Origin of the sequence: Dyadobacter psychrophilus (assembly GCF_900167945.1) — a bacterium.
GTDB classification, from domain to species: Bacteria; Bacteroidota; Bacteroidia; order Cytophagales; family Spirosomataceae; genus Dyadobacter; species Dyadobacter psychrophilus.
In genome coordinates, this window is sequence record NZ_FUZA01000001.1 from 1,330,772 (window position 1) to 1,348,360 (window position 17,589).

The window sequence follows — 17,589 nt, forward strand, 5'->3', positions numbered from 1 at the left end:
ATCTTTGAATTCTTACGAACCTTAACGTTTGATGGAAGTTATCAGATCGTTCTTTAATAAAATCAGAGCATTGTTTCAATCTATTGGAACACAGCTTTCAACATTCATCAACCGCGTTGCATACAAGCTAACTTCACTAGTTACAGGTAAGAACCGTGCCGATGCCTATTTTCACTCCTACCGAAGCAAAAAGCGGTCGATAAGCGACTGGTGGCATAATAAAGTGGATGTTAATGCGCCTTATTACAGGCCGGTAGTCATCATTTGGAAGACCTTCTTTTACGGGTTCATCGCATTTGCAGTCTATATTTTTTCAGTGGAAACCAACTTCCTCTGGTTAATGGGCAGTATGCCTAGCGTGGAAGACCTGCAAAATCCCAAGGTGGCACAATCCTCTGAAATCTACACCTCCGACGGTGTAATGATCGGTAAGTTTTATACAGAAAACAGGACGCCGGTTACCGCAAAAATGATTTCTCCAAACCTGGTTAAAGCATTGATAGCCACGGAAGATGTGCGGTTTTATACACATTCAGGGATCGATTATAAGGCCATGGCGAGTGTGGCCGTCGGCATTATAACCGGTGCAACGGATCGTGGAGGCGGCAGCACGATCACGCAGCAATTGGCAAAAAAATTATTTAAGACCAGAAAAACGGGCGCACGCGGCATTTTAGGCTACGTTCCCGGATTTGGGACATTGATTTACAAAACCAAAGAATGGCTCACCGCTATTAAACTCGAAAGAAACTTTACCAAAGAAGAGATCCTTACAATGTATTTCAATACGGTGGATTATGGTAATAACACTTATGGGATTAACACAGCCGCGCAATCCTATTTCAGCAAGTCCCCCGACAGCCTGAACATTCAGGAATCGGCAGTTTTGGTTGGTCTACAAAAAGCTACCACGACCTATAACCCGATCCGTAACATGAAGCGTTCACTGGAAAGGCGTAATGTGGTCATCAACCAAATGCAGAAATATGGCTATATCTCAGCCAAGCAAGCGGATTCAATCAGCGCTTTGCCAATTGAATTGAAGACTAAATTCGAGACGCCTTACGATGGGAATGCCAATTATTTCAAAAATGCAGTAGTTGATTTTGTAAAAAAATGGGGCGATGAGAACGGTTATGATCTTTATACAGATGGTTTAAAAATCTACACGACGATTGATTCGAGAATGCAGGAAGCTGCCGAGGAGGCAATGGTACAGAAAATGAAGCAGTTACAGCGCGTTTTTGAAGACCACTGGCGCAACCAGAATCCATGGCGCGACGAGCAGGGAAAAGAGATCACCGACTTCCTGGATAATGTTGTAAAACGGACCAGCAAATACAAATCGCTTGCCGCCAAATTCCCGAACCAGCCAGACAGTATCAAATATTATCTCAACAAAAAGGACACGATGACGGTGTACGACTGGAAAAATAGTGGCGAGATGAAAAAATACTGGAGTTCAATGGACTCTTTGGATTACTACAAACGTGTATTGCGCGCCGGCATGATGGCGATGCACCCGCAGTCGGGCCAGATTAAGGCCTGGGTAGGCGGTTTGGATTACAATTATTTCAAATACGATGCCGTAAAACAAGGCAAAAGACAGCCTGGATCAACATTCAAGCCTTTTGTATATACGACAGCAATCGACGACTCAACATTCAATATGTCGCCTTGCGATCAGATTGTAGATAAGCCATTTGAAAAAATATACATGGAAGATGGCGAGCAGAAAGAGTGGAGGCCCAGGAATGCAACGGGAACATTCTCGTATGCAAATATGACATTGCGCAGAGCACTGGCACAATCTATCAACTCGGTTACTGCCGAGCTTACCGATCAGGTTGGCCCTGCTAATGTGGCCCGTTACGCCAAGAAAATGGGCATTACTACGCCTTTGAAAGCGCTGCCCTCGATAGGGCTTGGACCATTTGACGTTTCCCTTTACGATATGGTCGCTGCTTATGGCGTGTTTGTGAATAACGGAACGTACACACAGCCGATCCTGGTCACGAAAATTGAGGATAGCAACGGCAAAGTGATCGAAGAATTCCAGCCCGAACACCGTCAGGCAATCAGCGAAGAATCGGCTTTTTTAATGGTTCAAATGCTGAAAGGCGGCGTTGAAGAGCCCGGAGGAACTTCGGGAAGCATTCGCTGGAAATTTGATGTGACGCGTAATGGAAACGAGTTGGGCGGGAAAACAGGAACGACATCCAATAACTCCGACGGCTGGTTTATGTGCATCACGCGAGACCTGGTTGTGGGCGCCTGGGTTGGAGGCGATGACCGGAGCATCCACTTTCGGTCTACGGACTTAGGAGAAGGTGCAAAAACGGCATTACCAATCGTGGGAAGCTTTTTGGAAAAGATATACAGGAATAAGTCGCTGGCATTAGAGCCCGGCCCGTTTCCCAAGCCATCATTCAAAATCTCAAAAAACTACAACTGTCCGACACAGTGGGCGCCGGCGGAAGCAGATTCGCTTGGCATTGATGGTGACAGCACACCAGCCAAACGCAACGAAGAGGATGATTTCTTAATCGGTCCACCGCCGATCCCATTAGATACGGGGAGCAGAAACTAGATTTTCAAAACTTCTTTATACTGCATACGATAAAGGTTGGCGTAAAAGCCTTCCTTTTCGAGCAGTTGTTCGTGGTTGCCTTCTTCCACGATTTCGCCTTTATCCACAACGATTATCTTGTCTGCTTCCTGAATTGTGGATAACCGGTGCGCAATCACAACCGCAGTCCGGCCTTTCATGAGTTTTTCAATGGCCTTTTGGATCAATTCCTCCGTTTCACTATCCACCGAAGACGTCGCCTCATCCAATACGATGATCTCCGGCTCGTGCACCATGGCGCGCACGAAAGAAATCAGCTGACGCTGCCCTACTGAAAGCGTTGCACCCCTTTCCATAACATTATAACTGTAACCGCCGGGAAGCCTTTCTATAAAATCATGAACGCCAACCAGTTTTGCTGCCTCTACAATTTTTTCATGCGTAATGCTGCTGTCGCCCAGGCGAATATTGTTTTCAATAGTATCCGAAAACAAAAACACATCCTGCAAAACCACGCCAATGTGCTTGCGAAGCGCATTGAGGTCGTAATCATGCACTTCAACGCCATCAACATAAATGTTCCCTTTATTAATGTCGTAAAAGCGGGTTAACAGGTTGATAATGGAAGACTTACCCGCACCTGTTGCTCCGACAAAAGCAATAGTCTGACCGGAATTGACGGTAAAGTTGATGTTTTTCAACACATATTCCTCCTCATTATAAGCAAACCAAACGTCTTTGAAAGTCACATTCCCCTTTACCGAATCGGGTGCAAAAGTGCCTTCATTGGATGTATATTCATCGCTATCCAGCACTTTCAGGATCCTGTCTGTGCTTACGATGCCCATTTGGAGTGTGTTAAATCGGTCGGCCAGCTGGCGTATCGGCCTGAAAAACAAGTTAATAAACATCACAAACGCTGTAACTGTCCCGAATGTCACTTCTGCATTCAAAATTTGTTTTGAACCATACCAAACCACAAGCCCAGTTCCCGCAGCGGCGATCACGTCAGCAACCGGATAGTAGATCGAATAGTAAAGAATGGACCGAATGTTCGCATTACGGTGCACTTTATTGATTTCTCTAAACTTCTTGAACTCAATATCTTCACTGCTGAAAATCTGCACAATGCCCATCCCGGTCAAATGTTCCTGCACAAAAGAATTCAAATTCGAAACCGCCGCACGCACTTCGTTGAACGAGTCTTTGATCTTTTCTTTAAAAATGTAAGTACAAATCAGCATTAACGGGATCATCGACAAGCTGATGATGGACAGTTTCCAGTCGGTATAAAACATGACCGCAATGATGAGGACCAACTGCAAAATATCCCCGGCAATGGCAGCCATACCATCACTAAAAACATTGGAAAGCGTTTCTACGTCCGAAATCGTGCGGGTTACCAGCCTGCCAATCGGCGTGTTATCGAAGAATTTGAGCCTCAATCCGATGATTTTCTCATACAACTGGACTCTGATATCCCGGATAATATACTGCCCCAGCCAGCCCGACATGTAAGTGTTCCAGAACTGTGCAATGCCCTGCAAAACGGTTACAATGATCATGATGCCCAGCATGACGGTCAACTGTCCGTAATCGCCGTTTGCTATGGGCGTATCAATAGTGTATTTGATCAGAAGCGGCGTTAGCGGCGCAAGCAATGCATTCAGTAAGATGATGATAATCAGCAGATAAAACTGCTTTTCATACGGACGGACGAATGTGTACAAACGTCGTAATGTAGGAAGATCGAATATCTGGCCGCTTTTGGTTTCCTGATTCACCTGCTAAAATTAAAGTGGTAATGTTTTGCTATCTGTGTTATTGACCAACAATGTAAAAGTAGAAAATGTCACCCGTGGATTAAAAATTCTCCTATTATAACCTCCATATTGGTAGTTCTCTTGCTTTTTTGGCTTTTGTAAAGGTTATTGAGTTTGAAAAATCTAAGTTCATGGCCCTCGTCTCAGATGCAATTCCTGTTCATTCTCTGCCCAAAACGCCTAGCCAGGTTCCTGCATTAAAGATTTTCAGATTTAAAAACAGCGAAGGAAAACAAAAGGAATCGCCCGTTTCGCTTCCTATCACACCCCTACCCACCGATGCGCCGCACCGGCACACTTATTACGAAATTCTTTTTATCGAAGAAGGAATTGGTTTTCACGAGATTGACTTTCATTCCTACAACATTCAGGGCGCAGGGCTGCATTTTCTGACGCCCGGACAAGTGCATTTGCTTACATTTTCGACTGCCTTCCAAGGTTATATAGTAGCTTTTTCAGAGGATTTTTACACGTTTTACAATCCCGTAAATCCGTCGCTTTCACAACTTCCCTTTTTCCAGCCCACGCGCCGCCAGCCCATCATCACGCTCTCAGAAACCGAGAAACGTTATTTCCACAATATCCTGGAAAACATGGTTTCTGATCATTTGACCGCTGAAACGGACCAAACAATGATTGGGAAGTATTTAGGCCTGATTCTTCAAAAATGTGCTTTTCTTGCACCTAAGAACATTCAACCCGCCGAATCTGCTCTGCAAACGGTGCCCGAATTAGTAGGCCGATTTCAAGAGTTGGTTGAAAAAAATTTCAGGCAAATGCATGAGGTTCAGCAGTATGCACAGGAACTTTCCGTGTCGCCGGATTATTTGAGCAAGATTATTAAAAAATATCTCGGCACGCCTTCGCAGGAATACATTCTGGACAAACTATTATTGGAAGCAAAACGGCTGCTTGTTTTCACCAATCTGAGCAGTAAGGAGATTGGTTACCACATTCACATGGATGACCCTTCCTATTTCAGCAGGATCTTCAAAAAGAAAACCGGGCTCACCCCAAACGAGTACCGCGATCATGTTCGGAAAAGTACCATTTAATAGCAAAAATGTACCTTGCGCCTGCCTGCATGGGCGGATATCTTTGTATTATCCAAAAATAAAATGGCTAAATAATACTATAAGGATTAACTATGCAGATTCGCAACGATCTTACCGCCGCTTCGCTTCAGCCTAAAATTGACAAGCTCTGGCAGCTTTCCGCCGAAAAAATCAATCTAATTTCAAGAGAATACGACAATTCGAAAGGAACGCCCGTTTTCACAGTTAACGGCAAATACACATTGCGCGGCTGGACCGAATGGACACAAGGGTTCCAGTATGGCGCCGAAGTTTTACAGTTCGACGCAACCGGAGAGACGCAGTTTCTGGAAAGTGCCCGAAAAAATACGGTGAGCAGCATGGCCTCGCATGTGGGCCATTTTGGTGTGCATGACCATGGGTTTAATAATGTGAGCACTTACGGCAATCTGCTGAGATTGATGAATGAAGGCCGCATTCCTGAAAACGAATGGGAACGCAACTTTTATGAGATCGCGCTGAAAATTTCAGGTGCTGTTCAGGCCAAAAGATGGACCAATACGAAGGACGGTCAAGGTTTTATACATTCCTTCAATGGTCCGCATTCATTATTTGTGGATACGATCCGTTCGGTGCGTGCGCTGATGGTTTCGCATTTGCTGGGACATAGTTTAATGGGTGAAAATGATGTAAAAACGAGCTTACTACAGCGCGGAACATTACATTCGATCGCAACCGCCAAATATGCGGTTTATTACGGCGAAGGCCGTGATAGTTACGACATCTGGGGCCGCACAGCGCATGAAAGCGTGTTTAATACCAATGACGGCAACTATCGCTGCCCCAATTCCCAGCAAGGCTTTTCTGGATTCACAACCTGGACACGCGGGCTAGCCTGGGCAATGGCCGGTTTTGCAGAACAGCTTGAATCGCTATCCGCATTTTCAGACGAAGAACTGGCACCACTAGGGGGCAGAGCAGAAATTGAGAATATATATTTAAAAGGAGCCAAAGCCACCTGCGATTTTTACATTGATAATACTGCCTCCGACGGCATTCCATACTGGGACACCGGCGCACCGCAACTTTATAAATTAGGCGATTACACGTCCAGAACTTCTGATCCCTACAACGAATTCGAACCCATCGACAGCTCAGCAGCCGCAATCGGCGCCCAAGGATTGCTTCGTTTGGGCAAATATTTGAATGATAAAAGTGAGACGGAACAGGGCAACAGATACTGGCAGGCAGGCTTGACCGCATTGGATTCATTGTTTGCAGAGCCCTATCTATCCACCGACCCGACGCATCAGGGACTGATCCTGCATTCTATATATCACCGCCCAAATGGCTGGGACAACATTCCTGCCGGGCAAAAGATCCCTTGCGGCGAATCCAGCATGTGGGGCGATTACCACGCCCGCGAAGTGGCGCTTTATGTGGATCGCGTCAATAAAGGCTTGCCTTACTACACTTATCTGGGCGCTGTAAAATGAACATTATCAATGATATAACATTAGACCGCTGCTGCATTCACACCATTACCACGAAGCCATGGGAGCTTTCGCAGGCAGTAGAAAATTATGCGGCGGCAGGTGTGAAAGGAATAAGTGTCTGGCAGAATGCAACCGAACGGATCGGCCCTCACCGTGCCGGAGAGCTGATCCGATCTGCCGGACTCGAAATCGTCTCTTACGTTCGCGGCGGGTTTTTCCCGCATACGAGCAGCGCAGGACGTGCGCAGGCCATTGATCACAACCGGAAGTTACTCGAAGAAGCCGCAGCTTTGGGTGCTCCCATGATCGTCCTTGTGTGCGGCGCCTCGCCCGATCAATCCATGGAAAAGTCCCGGCAACAGATTAAGGAAGGCATTGCAGCGATATTGCCATTGGCCGAAAAGCTGAAAGTAAAACTCGCCATTGAGCCCTTGCACCCAATGTACGCGGCTGACCGATCTGCCATTAACACGCTGGCCCAAGCCAATGATATGGCCGAATGCTTCAATTCCCCTTACGTGGGCGTGGCAGTGGATGTGTATCATTTGTGGTGGGACGGCGACCTGGAAAAGGAAATCGCCCGCTGTGGTGCGCATGGGAATCTGCTCGCTTACCACGTTTGTGATTGGAAAGTGAATACGATCGACTTGCTCAATGACCGCGGGTTAATGGGTGAAGGTTGCATTGATTTAAAGAAGATTCGAGGTTGGGTGGAAGCCACTGGATTTAAAGGCTTTTGTGAGGTGGAGATTTTCTCGAACATTCACTGGGCAAAGGATCAGCATTTGTTTCTAGGGGAAATTACGGAGGCATTTTTGCGAACTGTTTGATCATTTCATTCTATTAAAATATTAATTCAAAAAACATGACTACACATAACATTGGCATTATCATGAACGGCGTGACGGGCCGTATGGGAACTAACCAGCATTTACTAAGGTCCATAAAAGCCATTATCGAGCAGGGCGGTGTGAAAATCTCTGCGGATGAAGTGATCATGCCGGATCCGATCCTGGTTGGCCGTAATGAAAGCAAGTTGCAATCGCTTTGCAAACAGTCCGGAATAGCGAAATACACAACGGATCTGGATTCTGTCATGTCCGACCCTCAGTATCAGATTTATTTCGATGCGCAGGTTACGGGCCGCCGTGCTGCTGCTGTGAAAAAAGCCATTCTTGCCGGAAAACACATTTATTGCGAAAAACCAACCGGAACCACAACCGAAGAAGCACTTGAATTATACGAGCTTGCTACGGCTGCCGGCCTGAAAAACGGCGTTGTTCAGGATAAGCTTTGGTTGCCCGGAATGTTGAAATTGAAGCGATTAATGGAGAATGGTTTTTTTGGAAAAATCCTTTCCGTGCGCGGAGAATTTGGATATTGGGTGTTTGAAGGCCATAGCATTCCGGCGCAACGTCCCTCATGGAATTACAGAAAAGAAGACGACGGCGGCATTATCGTGGATATGCTTTGCCATTGGCGTTATGTATTGGATAATCTTTTTGGCAAAGTAAAAGCAGTTTCCTGCCTTGGCGCTACACACATCCCCGAGCGTATCGACGAAAATGGCAAACCATACAAAGCAACGGCCGACGACGCTTGCTATGCCACATTTGAACTTGAAGATGACGTGATTGCACAGTTCAACTCATCCTGGACGGTCCGCGTCCGCCGTGATGACCTGCTGACTTTGCAGGTGGACGGCACGCACGGCTCCGCGGTTGCAGGCTTGCGCGATTGCTACACGCAACATTACGGAAACACGCCGAAACCAGTTTGGAATCCGGATATTCCACAACCTATCCCGTTTTTTGAAGGCTGGTCAAAAGTGCCTGAACAAGAAATATTTGACAATGCGTTCAAAGCGCAGTGGGAATTGTTCCTGAAACACATTGTAAAAGACACGCCTTTCCCATGGGATCTCAAAGCGGGAGCGCGTGGTGTGCAATTGGCCGAAAAGGGCATCGAAAGCTGGGAAAAACGCCAATGGGTTAATATCGAGGAACTATGAAGAATACTGCGTTAATTACCGGCGGAAGTCGTGGAATTGGTTTTGGAATAGCCAAAGCCCTTGCCAGCGAAGGCTATAATCTTGCTATTAACGGCGTCCGTGACGAAGAAGGCGCAGCCGAAGCGCTGAACGAACTGCGGGAATTGGGCGCGGAAGTGGTTTACTGCCAGGGAAGCATTGCCAATGCTACTGATCGTGACGCCATTATCGAGAAAGCTTACTCGGTTTTTGGACAAATTAATATTTTGGTCAATAATGCAGGAATCGCTCCCCGGGAACGACTGGATATTCTGGAAACAACGCCGGAAAACTTTCAGGAAGTAATGCAAACCAACCTGGAAGGTCCCTTTTTCCTGACGCAGGCCGTGGCAAAGAGAATGGCGCATGCGAAGCAAAATAACCATGCATTTGAGGCAACGATCATTTTTGTCACGTCTATTTCGGCCACGGTCGCTTCTATAAACCGCGGCGAATATTGTATCTCAAAATCGGGCTTGGCCATGACCAACCTGCTTTTCGCTGTGCGGATGGCGGAATTCAACATTCCCGTATTTGAAATCCGGCCAGGCATTATCGCAACGGATATGACGTCCAAAGTGCAGGAAAAATACGACAATCTGTTCCAAAGCGGCATTGCGTTGCAACCTCGCTGGGGAACACCCGACGACGTAGGAAAAGCCGTTGCATCGCTCACAAGAGGTGATTTCCCCTACTCCACCGGTCAGGTGATTGGTGTGGATGGCGGAATGTTGATTGATAGATTATAGCTTTCAAAGTAAACCAGATCACTTATGTCCGAACATCCTAACCCTCGCCCAACCTTACTCTCTCAACTGCTTCAAGTGCCGGTCATCGTAGCTGCGCTGGGCTATCTGGTCGACATGTACGACCTGTTTTTGTTTAGCGTAGTGCGCGTTCCAAGTTTGAAAGCACTGAATGTGCCCGCCGAACAACTATTAACCGAGGGAATCAGGCTGCTTAATTTCCAAATGGCGGGAATGCTTATCGGAGGCGTGTTATGGGGCATAATCGCTGACAAAAAAGGGCGGTTATCCGTGCTTTTTGGATCCATTATCATGTATTCGCTCGCCAACATAGGAAACGGGTTTGTCACATCTCTGGATCAATATGCATTGTTACGGTTCATCGCCGGCGTCGGACTTGCAGGAGAGCTGGGTGCTGGTATCACATTGGTAACCGAGGTTTTACCCAAAGAAATACGCGGTTACGGAACAACCTTAGTAGCTACATTAGGTGTTCTCGGAGCAATCCTTGCCTATTTTGTGGCAGATCTGTTCGAATGGCGGATCTCATACTTTGTAGGCGGCGGAATGGGCTTGCTGCTTTTGATTCTGAGATTTAATGTCTTTGAATCCGGGATGTTCAAGCAGGTCAAAGAAAGAACGGTGGACCGCGGAAATGTGATGATGATCCTGACCAACGGAAAGCGTTTTGGAAAATATATGATGGCGATTTTGGTCGGTCTGCCTATCTGGTTTGTTGTTGGTATTCTGATCACTTTTTCTCCCGAATTCGGTGCTGCCAAAGGAATTGAGGGGATTAATGCAGGAAAGGCGGTTATGCTGGCATTTTCGGGACAAGTTTTCGGCGATATTTTCAGTGGATTATTAAGTCAGTATCTTAAAAGCAGAAAACGCGTGATCGGCTTGTTTATCATGCTCTCACTGACGATGATGATTGGTTATTTGATGATTCCGACGCTGGATCTTTTCACATTCTATTTGATGTGCGCATTACTAGGATTCTGTAATGGTTACTGGACGCTATTTATCACAATTGCCGCAGAGCTGTTCGGAACCAACCTACGCGCCACCGTCGCAACCACTGTGCCCAACTTTGTAAGGGGTGCCACCATTCCGTTAGCTGCGTTGTTTGTAAGCTTCAAGCCAGATCTTGGCGTCATCCAGAGTGGATTGCTCATTGGGGTTGCAACGTCGCTGGTAGCATTGCTTGCACTTTATTTTTTAGAAGAAACATTTACGAAGGATATGGATTTTGTGGAAAAGGAATAGTTCAAACTTATATATGACATTTGAAAGAAACGGCTCCTGCATTGCAGCGAGCCGTTTTTTTTAACACTTATTAACATAACGGGAAGCAACGATGATGCTCTACGATCCATCATTGAGCCAAACTTCACTAACCGCTTAATTGCTCATGAAAGATATAAACCACTCATTCACGTAAAGTTTCCATTCCTGTACTTTGTAATACATAGTACCGGGATATGCGCCACCTTTGTTATGTCCTCAGAGACAAAAAGAAAATTAAACAATAGCCATAAAAATAAAATAGCCATGAAAACTACAATTAAAACTTTCGCATTTGCCTTAGCGTTTATCGCTTCTACTTTCGCTGCCAACGCAGAAGACAAAGAAACCAAAAGAGCCTCTACTTTCGGAACAGGAATTTACCCAACCAAAACTGGTAAGATCAATGTTCTTGTTAACAAGCTGAACAACGACGCGAACACAACGATTTTACTTAAAAACGAAGCTGGAATCGTTGTTTACCGCGAAACTGTTAGCAGAGATAATCAAAAATTCGGTCGCACGTTGAATATGGACCAGATGGACGCTGGTAAATATGAAGTGGACGTCATCAGCGGCAGAGAGATTCAGTCAAAATCTTTCGAATTGTCGGAACAAAAAACTGAACGCACTTTGTCGGTTAAATAATTAAGCGTAAACCTCAGTCCCAAAGCCTCCGGAATCCGGGGGCTTTTTTTGTTTATGCCTACGCCTGCGACTCACATAAGGAGATACGCCCGATTTCTAACTTTCTCAGTTGTTTCCAACACTTTAACAACTGCCCATGAATTCCCGTCGCGATTTTTTGCAAAAGCTTTCACTAGGAATCGGAGCTGCCACACTTACAGATCTCACTCCCGGCATAGCTGCTCCTAACCTATCAAAAACACCTGCCGACAAGCAGCTCCGCGTTGCGTTAATGGGCCTTGGCGGTTACGCGAACATTGTAGCGCGGGGAATGAAAGAATGCAAAACCGCTAAACTGGTGGGAATCGTAACGGGTACACCTTCGAAAATCCCGGAATGGAAGCAGAAGTATGGGATCGAGGATAAGAATGTTTACAACTACGAGAACTTACACGAAATCAAGAACAACCCGGACATTGATCTGGTGTATGTGATAACGCCTAACTCGCTTCACCATAAGCACGTTTTACAAGTTGCGGCGGCAGGTAAACATGTGATTTGCGAAAAGCCCGTGGCCGACAATGCCAAACAAGCGAGGGAAATGATCGCAGCATGTGAAAAAGCTGGCGTGAAATTTTATATTGGGTATCGGTTGCATTTCGAGCCGCATACCCGGGAATTGATCCGTATGCGTGAGGTTGGCGAATTCGGAAAAATCATGCACGTCAATAATTATGCAGGTTTCAAAATCGGCGACCCGACGCAATGGAGGTTGAAAAAAGCATTGGCGGGAGGTGGTGCTATCATGGATGTCGGCGTATATTCTACCAATGGAGCGCGGTATTGTACCGGCGAAGAGCCGGTTTGGGTTACTGCTCAGGAGTCCAAAACCGACCCTGTTAAATTCAAAGATGTGGACGAAACGGTTACTTTTCAACTCGGTTTCCCAAGCGGAATTATTGCTAATTGCGGTTGTACTTACAATTTCAATCATGTAGAAATGCTGCGGCTGATGGGCGAAAAAGGCTGGGCAGAAATGAATCCGGCGTTTGGCTATGGCCCCATTCGTGGGAATACGCACAAAGGCCCGATCGATCAGCCTGACGTGAATCACCAGGCCTATCAACTGGACGGAATTGCAGACGCAATCCTGAATGGCAAACCGGATCCGAATGTAACAGGTGCCGAAGGGTTAAAAGATATGGTTGTAATCGACGCCATTTACGAATCGCTGCGTAAAAACGGCGCGAAAGTATTTATCAACAAATAATCACTCAATTACTATGGATTCTCGTCGAGATTTTCTTCAAAAATTGACTCTGGGGATTGGTGCTACGGCACTTTCTGATTTACCCGCCGCTGCTCGCGATCTCTATTCCGGCCCGAAGGCGGATAAGCAATTACGCGTCGCGATTATGGGACTTGGCAGCTATGGAACCCGCGTTGCAGAGGCCATGAAAGATTGTAAAATGGCAACCCTTGTTGGCGCTGTTTCGGGTACACCCGCCAAGCTCGAAGATTGGAAAAAGAAATACAACATTCCCGAAAAGAACACCTACAACTATGACACTGTCAGCAAAATAAAGGATAATCCGGATATTGACATGGTGTACATTACCACACCTAACTCGCTGCATCATAAGCATGTTTTGCAAATTGCCGCAGCCGGAAAACATGTACTTTGCGAAAAACCGGTGGCCGACAATGCGAGGCAAACCCGCGAAATGATCGCAGCTTGCGAAAAGGCCGGGGTGAAGTTTTACATTGGGTATCGCATGCATTTTGAACCCCATACCCGCGAGCTGATCCGCATGCGCGAGGCGGGCGAGCTGGGCAAAATTATGCATGTGAACAATTATATGGGTTTCAAATCAGGCGATCCTAATCAATGGAGGCTAAAAAAAGCCCTGGCTGGCGGCGGAGCGATGATGGACGTGGGCATTTATGCATTAAATGGCGCACGATATGCAACGGGCGAAGAGCCAATTTGGGTGACGGCGCAGGAAACCAAAACCGATCCAGTGAAATTCAAGGAAGTGGACGAAACGATCATGTTCCAGCTTGGCTTCCCAAGCGGCGTGGTGGCCAGTTGCGGCACAACCTACAATTTCAATAACTACGAGAGACTTTACGTCATCGGAGAAAAAGGTTTCGTGGAACTCAGTCCCGCATTCAGCTACGGCCCCATTAAAGGCCGGACACACAATGGTCCGATGAACCAGCCTGTGATCACACATCAAACCCTCCAGATGGACGGTATCGCCGACATTATCCTCAACAATAAACCAGATCCGAACGTAAGCGGAGCAGAAGGGTTAAAGGATATGATCGTTGTCGACGCTGTTTACGAATCCATCCGTAAAGGCGGAGCGAAGATTATGCTGGCTGCCAAATAACATTAACCACATATAGAATCACCATGAAACTTCCGAAGTTGTTAAAGCAATGCATCTCCGTTTTCATGGTGATTCTTGCATTAAGTACAAGTTGCAGCAAGAAAAGCATCACCGTTTCCCAAGGCCGCGATGCGGATAACCGTTTCAAAGTCATCGGCTATTTGCCGAACCGAACGGATTTGCTTGCATCAGCCAATCAAATCGATTTTGCCAAAATCACACATTTATACATTGCCTTTATCAATCCCGACTCGTTGGGTAACCTTACAAGAACTGAGAACCTCAAAGAAGTCGCAGCGCTGGCTCATTCCAAAAATGTAAAGATCATGGCTTCTATCGGCGGCGGTGGCGCTCCGGAATATTACCCGTCATTTTTAATTGGTGAAAATAAAAAGAAACTAATAAAAGACCTTGTAAATCTGGCAGTTGACAACAACCTCGACGGCATTGATGTAGACCTGGAAGGCGCATTAATCGATGCTAACTACGAAAGCTTTGTAGTTGATTTTGCAGCTGCATTAAAACAGAAAAACAAACTGATCACGGCCGCCATTGCCACCGTCTACAAGAGCCAGTTTACCGATAAAGCCTTAGCTCAATTCGATTTTGTCAACATCATGTCCTACGATCGCACCGGCCCATGGCGCCCCGACAAACCCGGTCCTCACGCCCCCTATTCCATGGCCGAAGAAGATCTTCAATATTGGCTCGAAACCCGCAAAATTCCCAAAGAAAAATTAACCCTGGGCGTCCCCTTTTACGGCTACGGTTTCGGCGGCACCGCTCCTGAAAGTATGTCCTACAAAAACATTCTTCGCCAATATCCCGATTCCATCAACCAGGATCAGATGCATTTAAATGGCGGGATGGTTTATTACAATGGGTTACCAACAATCCGGAGGAAGACCGAGCTGGCGAAGCAGAAGGTTAGCGGGGTGATGATTTGGCAGTTGTTGCAGGATAGCACTGGTGTGAAGTCGCTGTTGGCGGAGATTGATGGGGTGGTGAAGAGGAAATAGTGTCATAAATCGAGTAAATCCTTAAGAGAAATTTCAAGAGCCAAAGCAATTTCATACAACGAATAAAGCGAAGGCGAAACCTTTCCATTCTCTATCCTCTCAATCGATTGCCGGTCTTTGTCGCACGCCCGGGCAAGATCTGACTGGCTCCAACCTTTTTCTGTTCGGAGCTGAATAATCCGTTTTCCTACAAGTTTTTGAAGTTCAATTTTATCCACAGCACAAACTGTCGTATTGTTGTGATAAATTTGTCATCACAAGTGTTGACATTCCCGCTCTTGCTTTATCTTTACTGTAAACATTCATGACGACAAACAAAGACCATGGCAATAAGCAAAGCACGGACACGCCAATTAAAAATTTATCCGAAGTTCCAAAGAACTTCACAGTGGAATTCCAAATTTGTTCCCGAAATCAGGCTTTGCGGGAAATGGCTAGAAGACATGGGATTTAATCATGGGGAGCACATTATGGTTCGCTTTGAAGATGATCGGCTGATTATTGAACCTGTGGGAGAGTTAAGAAAGAATCCGCAGTTGGAGATTTGGGGGAGTGTTTGACGTTTAAGAAACCCGCAAATCGATCAATCACTGGCGGAGAAAGTCTTGATGCTCGACACGAGCGTTTTGATTGATTATTTCCGAAAGACAGACAAATCCAGATCAAGATTTGTGGCCACTGCGATATCCAAGGAAATGTCATGGCACATTAGATAAGGAGCATTTTGAAAGGTTTGGTCAGCTGGATTAGGAATTGAACTAACACAGATGAGCTTTTCAACAAACCAACTTTGAGCTTTTTAACAAAGCTTACCAGCACATTCCAGCCGACCTTTGTTATCGTTAATTCAAATAAAAAACACGATGACAAAAGTTTGGTTTATTACTGGCAGCTCCCGCGGATTGGGAAAAAGCCTCACAGAAGCAGTGCTCAAAAATGGTGACAAAGTAGCCGCCACAGCACGCAATACACAACAATTACAGGAATTCGTTGAGAAATTCCCGGATCAGATCTACCCGATCCAATTGGACGTGACCAACAAAGAACAGATTTATGCTGCGGTTGCCGATGCCATTCAGCATTTTCAGAAAATTGATGTTCTGGTCAATAATGCTGGTTTTGGCATTACGGGCGCAGCAGAAGCCTTTACGGATGAGCAGGTCCGCAGTCAATTGGAAACAAATCTTTATGCGCCCATTGAAGTGACCCGCGCAGTTTTACCACATATGCGCAAGCAGCGTTCGGGCCACATTCTGCAAATCAGCTCGATCGGTGGGCGCGTTGGAGGAGCGGGTTTAACCATGTATCAGGCCGCCAAATTTGGACTGGGCGGTTTTAGCGAGGCACTTTCCAAAGAGGTTGCCCCGCTTGGGATAAAGGTTACGTCCATTGAACCCGGAGGATTTCGTACGGATTGGGCTGGTTCCTCAATGAGTTTTGCGACAGAAATTGAAGGTTACGAGACCACCATCGGCGGGGTTACCAAATTTCTGACAAGCGGCGCTTTTGTTCCGGTCGGCGACCCTGAAAAAGCTGCAAAAGTAATGATAGATGTTGCGAATCATCCCGAGCCTCCATTACATTTGATCCTTGGCAGCGAGGCAGTTGGTATTTTACAACGTGCAGATGCGATAAGACAGGCTGAGTTCGAAACGTGGATGCCGGTGAGCATTTCCACGGATCATGACGAGGCCGAAAACTTTTTTGAATCAGAAGCCGGAAAGTCATATATAAAAATGAAGGGGATTTAAAACCATGAGTCAGGCCGAAGAAACCACATTGTCGCAAATTGCCTATTCCTGTTACTTCGCCAGAAGTCGGGAAGGCGAACAATTTGTGCCTGAGCATGTCCTGAGTTACCAGATTTCGGGTACGCTTTATCTCAATGACGGCATTCGGGAATATGTTTGTAAAGAAGGCAGCTTTCGGTTTACCAAGCGAAACCGGTTGGTCAAATTCAATAAGCAACCGCCTGAAAATGGCGAATTTAAATCCATATCGATTTATCTGGACCAGCATACCCTTCGAAATTTCAGCCTGGAATTTGGTTACGACGCTGCTGCTCATCAGAATGGGAATGCTGTTTTGGAATTAAGGTCTGATCGATTGCTGACGAGTTACATTGATTCGCTGATGCCTTATCAGGAATTTCAGCCACCGACCAACCAGCAGTTAATGCTGCTCAAATTGAAGGAAGCGGTTCTTGTTTTGCTCCAAACCAATCCCGAAATGAAGCATATTTTGTTCGATTTCAGTGAGCCTGGCAAGATTGATCTGGAAGGTTTTATGCAGCAGAATTTTCATTTTAATGTTCAGTTGAAGCGTTTCGCATATCTGACAGGCCGAAGTCTGGCAACATTCAAACGGGATTTTGAAAAAATATTCCACATTTCCCCGAGTCGCTGGCTATTGCAAAGACGACTGGAAGCAGCGCATTATCTGATCAAAGAAAAAGGAAAAGCACCTTCGGAGGTGTATCTGGAAACTGGTTTTGAGGACCTTTCGCACTTTTCCTTTGCATTTAAAAAGGCCTATGGCGTTGCACCGTCTCGGGTTGCATAAG

General features: G+C 46.1%; 16 protein-coding genes. 14 read left to right on the forward strand and 2 right to left on the reverse strand.

What is annotated here, in order from left to right; all coding sequences use genetic code 11:
* Positions 1–31 precede the first annotated feature (31 nt).
* Positions 32–2,590, forward strand: coding sequence for a penicillin-binding protein 1A (locus tag B5X68_RS05705; protein ID WP_082213652.1), 2,559 nt, complete (start codon positions 32–34; stop codon positions 2,588–2,590).
* On the opposite strand, the gene B5X68_RS05710 is transcribed toward B5X68_RS05705, so the two are convergent.
* Positions 2,587–4,353, reverse strand: a complete 1,767-nt coding sequence (locus B5X68_RS05710; protein WP_082213653.1) for an ABC transporter ATP-binding protein — start codon at positions 4,351–4,353, stop codon at positions 2,587–2,589. The two genes, B5X68_RS05705 and B5X68_RS05710, sit on opposite strands and share 4 nt — an antisense overlap.
* A gap of 170 nt (positions 4,354–4,523) precedes the next feature.
* Here B5X68_RS05710 and B5X68_RS05715 point away from each other — a divergent pair, with 170 nt between their 5' ends.
* The 10 genes from B5X68_RS05715 (at position 4,524) to B5X68_RS05760 (ending at position 15,026) form a co-directional block, all read left to right on the forward strand.
* Positions 4,524–5,447, forward strand: coding sequence for a helix-turn-helix domain-containing protein (locus B5X68_RS05715; RefSeq protein WP_082213654.1), 924 nt, complete (start codon positions 4,524–4,526; stop codon positions 5,445–5,447).
* A 92-nt stretch (positions 5,448–5,539) separates the two neighbouring features.
* The gene (locus B5X68_RS05720; RefSeq protein ID WP_082213655.1) at positions 5,540–6,922 is read left to right on the forward strand and encodes a glycoside hydrolase family 88 protein; all 1,383 of its coding nucleotides are present in this window, start codon (positions 5,540–5,542) and stop codon (positions 6,920–6,922) included.
* Positions 6,919–7,752, forward strand: coding sequence for a sugar phosphate isomerase/epimerase family protein (locus tag B5X68_RS05725; RefSeq protein WP_082213656.1), 834 nt, complete (start codon positions 6,919–6,921; stop codon positions 7,750–7,752). The genes B5X68_RS05720 and B5X68_RS05725 overlap by 4 nt, the downstream gene beginning before the upstream one ends.
* A 35-nt stretch (positions 7,753–7,787) precedes the next feature.
* A complete protein-coding gene (locus B5X68_RS05730; protein ID WP_082213657.1) occupies positions 7,788–8,933 on the forward strand; it encodes a Gfo/Idh/MocA family protein in 1,146 nt (381 codons plus the stop codon).
* Positions 8,930–9,700 carry a 3-ketoacyl-ACP reductase gene (locus B5X68_RS05735; RefSeq protein ID WP_082213658.1) on the forward strand — a complete coding sequence of 257 codons (771 nt, stop codon included), beginning with the start codon at positions 8,930–8,932 and terminating at the stop codon, positions 9,698–9,700. Before B5X68_RS05730 ends, B5X68_RS05735 begins: the two co-directional genes overlap by 4 nt.
* A 24-nt stretch (positions 9,701–9,724) precedes the next feature.
* Positions 9,725–10,966, forward strand: coding sequence for an MFS transporter (locus B5X68_RS05740; protein WP_082213659.1), 1,242 nt, complete (start codon positions 9,725–9,727; stop codon positions 10,964–10,966).
* A 285-nt stretch (positions 10,967–11,251) separates the two neighbouring features.
* Complete coding sequence (locus B5X68_RS05745) at positions 11,252–11,632, forward strand: hypothetical protein (RefSeq protein ID WP_082214019.1); 381 nt, start codon at positions 11,252–11,254, stop codon at positions 11,630–11,632.
* Positions 11,633–11,768: 136 nt separating this feature from the next.
* The gene (locus B5X68_RS05750; RefSeq protein ID WP_082213660.1) at positions 11,769–12,881 is read left to right on the forward strand and encodes a Gfo/Idh/MocA family protein; all 1,113 of its coding nucleotides are present in this window, start codon (positions 11,769–11,771) and stop codon (positions 12,879–12,881) included.
* A gap of 13 nt (positions 12,882–12,894) precedes the next feature.
* Positions 12,895–14,007 (forward strand): Gfo/Idh/MocA family protein, encoded by a 1,113-nt coding sequence (locus tag B5X68_RS05755; protein WP_082213661.1) that lies wholly within the window; start codon positions 12,895–12,897, stop codon positions 14,005–14,007.
* A gap of 23 nt (positions 14,008–14,030) precedes the next feature.
* Positions 14,031–15,026 carry a glycosyl hydrolase family 18 protein gene (locus B5X68_RS05760; protein ID WP_082213662.1) on the forward strand — a complete coding sequence of 332 codons (996 nt, stop codon included), beginning with the start codon at positions 14,031–14,033 and terminating at the stop codon, positions 15,024–15,026.
* Between the two features lie 2 nt (positions 15,027–15,028).
* On the opposite strand, the gene B5X68_RS05765 is transcribed toward B5X68_RS05760, so the two are convergent.
* A complete protein-coding gene (locus B5X68_RS05765) occupies positions 15,029–15,244 on the reverse strand; it encodes a helix-turn-helix transcriptional regulator (RefSeq protein WP_082213663.1) in 216 nt (71 codons plus the stop codon).
* 105 nt (positions 15,245–15,349) lie between these two features.
* Here B5X68_RS05765 and B5X68_RS05770 point away from each other — a divergent pair, with 105 nt between their 5' ends.
* The 3 genes from B5X68_RS05770 to B5X68_RS05780 all read left to right on the forward strand — a co-directional run bounded on the left by B5X68_RS05770 (position 15,350) and on the right by B5X68_RS05780 (position 17,588).
* Positions 15,350–15,586: a SymE family type I addiction module toxin gene (locus B5X68_RS05770; protein ID WP_082213664.1), complete on the forward strand. Its 237-nt coding sequence runs from the start codon at positions 15,350–15,352 to the stop codon at positions 15,584–15,586.
* 303 nt (positions 15,587–15,889) lie between these two features.
* Complete coding sequence (locus tag B5X68_RS05775) at positions 15,890–16,777, forward strand: oxidoreductase (protein WP_082213665.1); 888 nt, start codon at positions 15,890–15,892, stop codon at positions 16,775–16,777.
* A 4-nt stretch (positions 16,778–16,781) separates the two neighbouring features.
* Positions 16,782–17,588: a helix-turn-helix domain-containing protein gene (locus B5X68_RS05780; RefSeq protein WP_082213666.1), complete on the forward strand. Its 807-nt coding sequence runs from the start codon at positions 16,782–16,784 to the stop codon at positions 17,586–17,588.
* Position 17,589 lies beyond the last annotated feature (1 nt).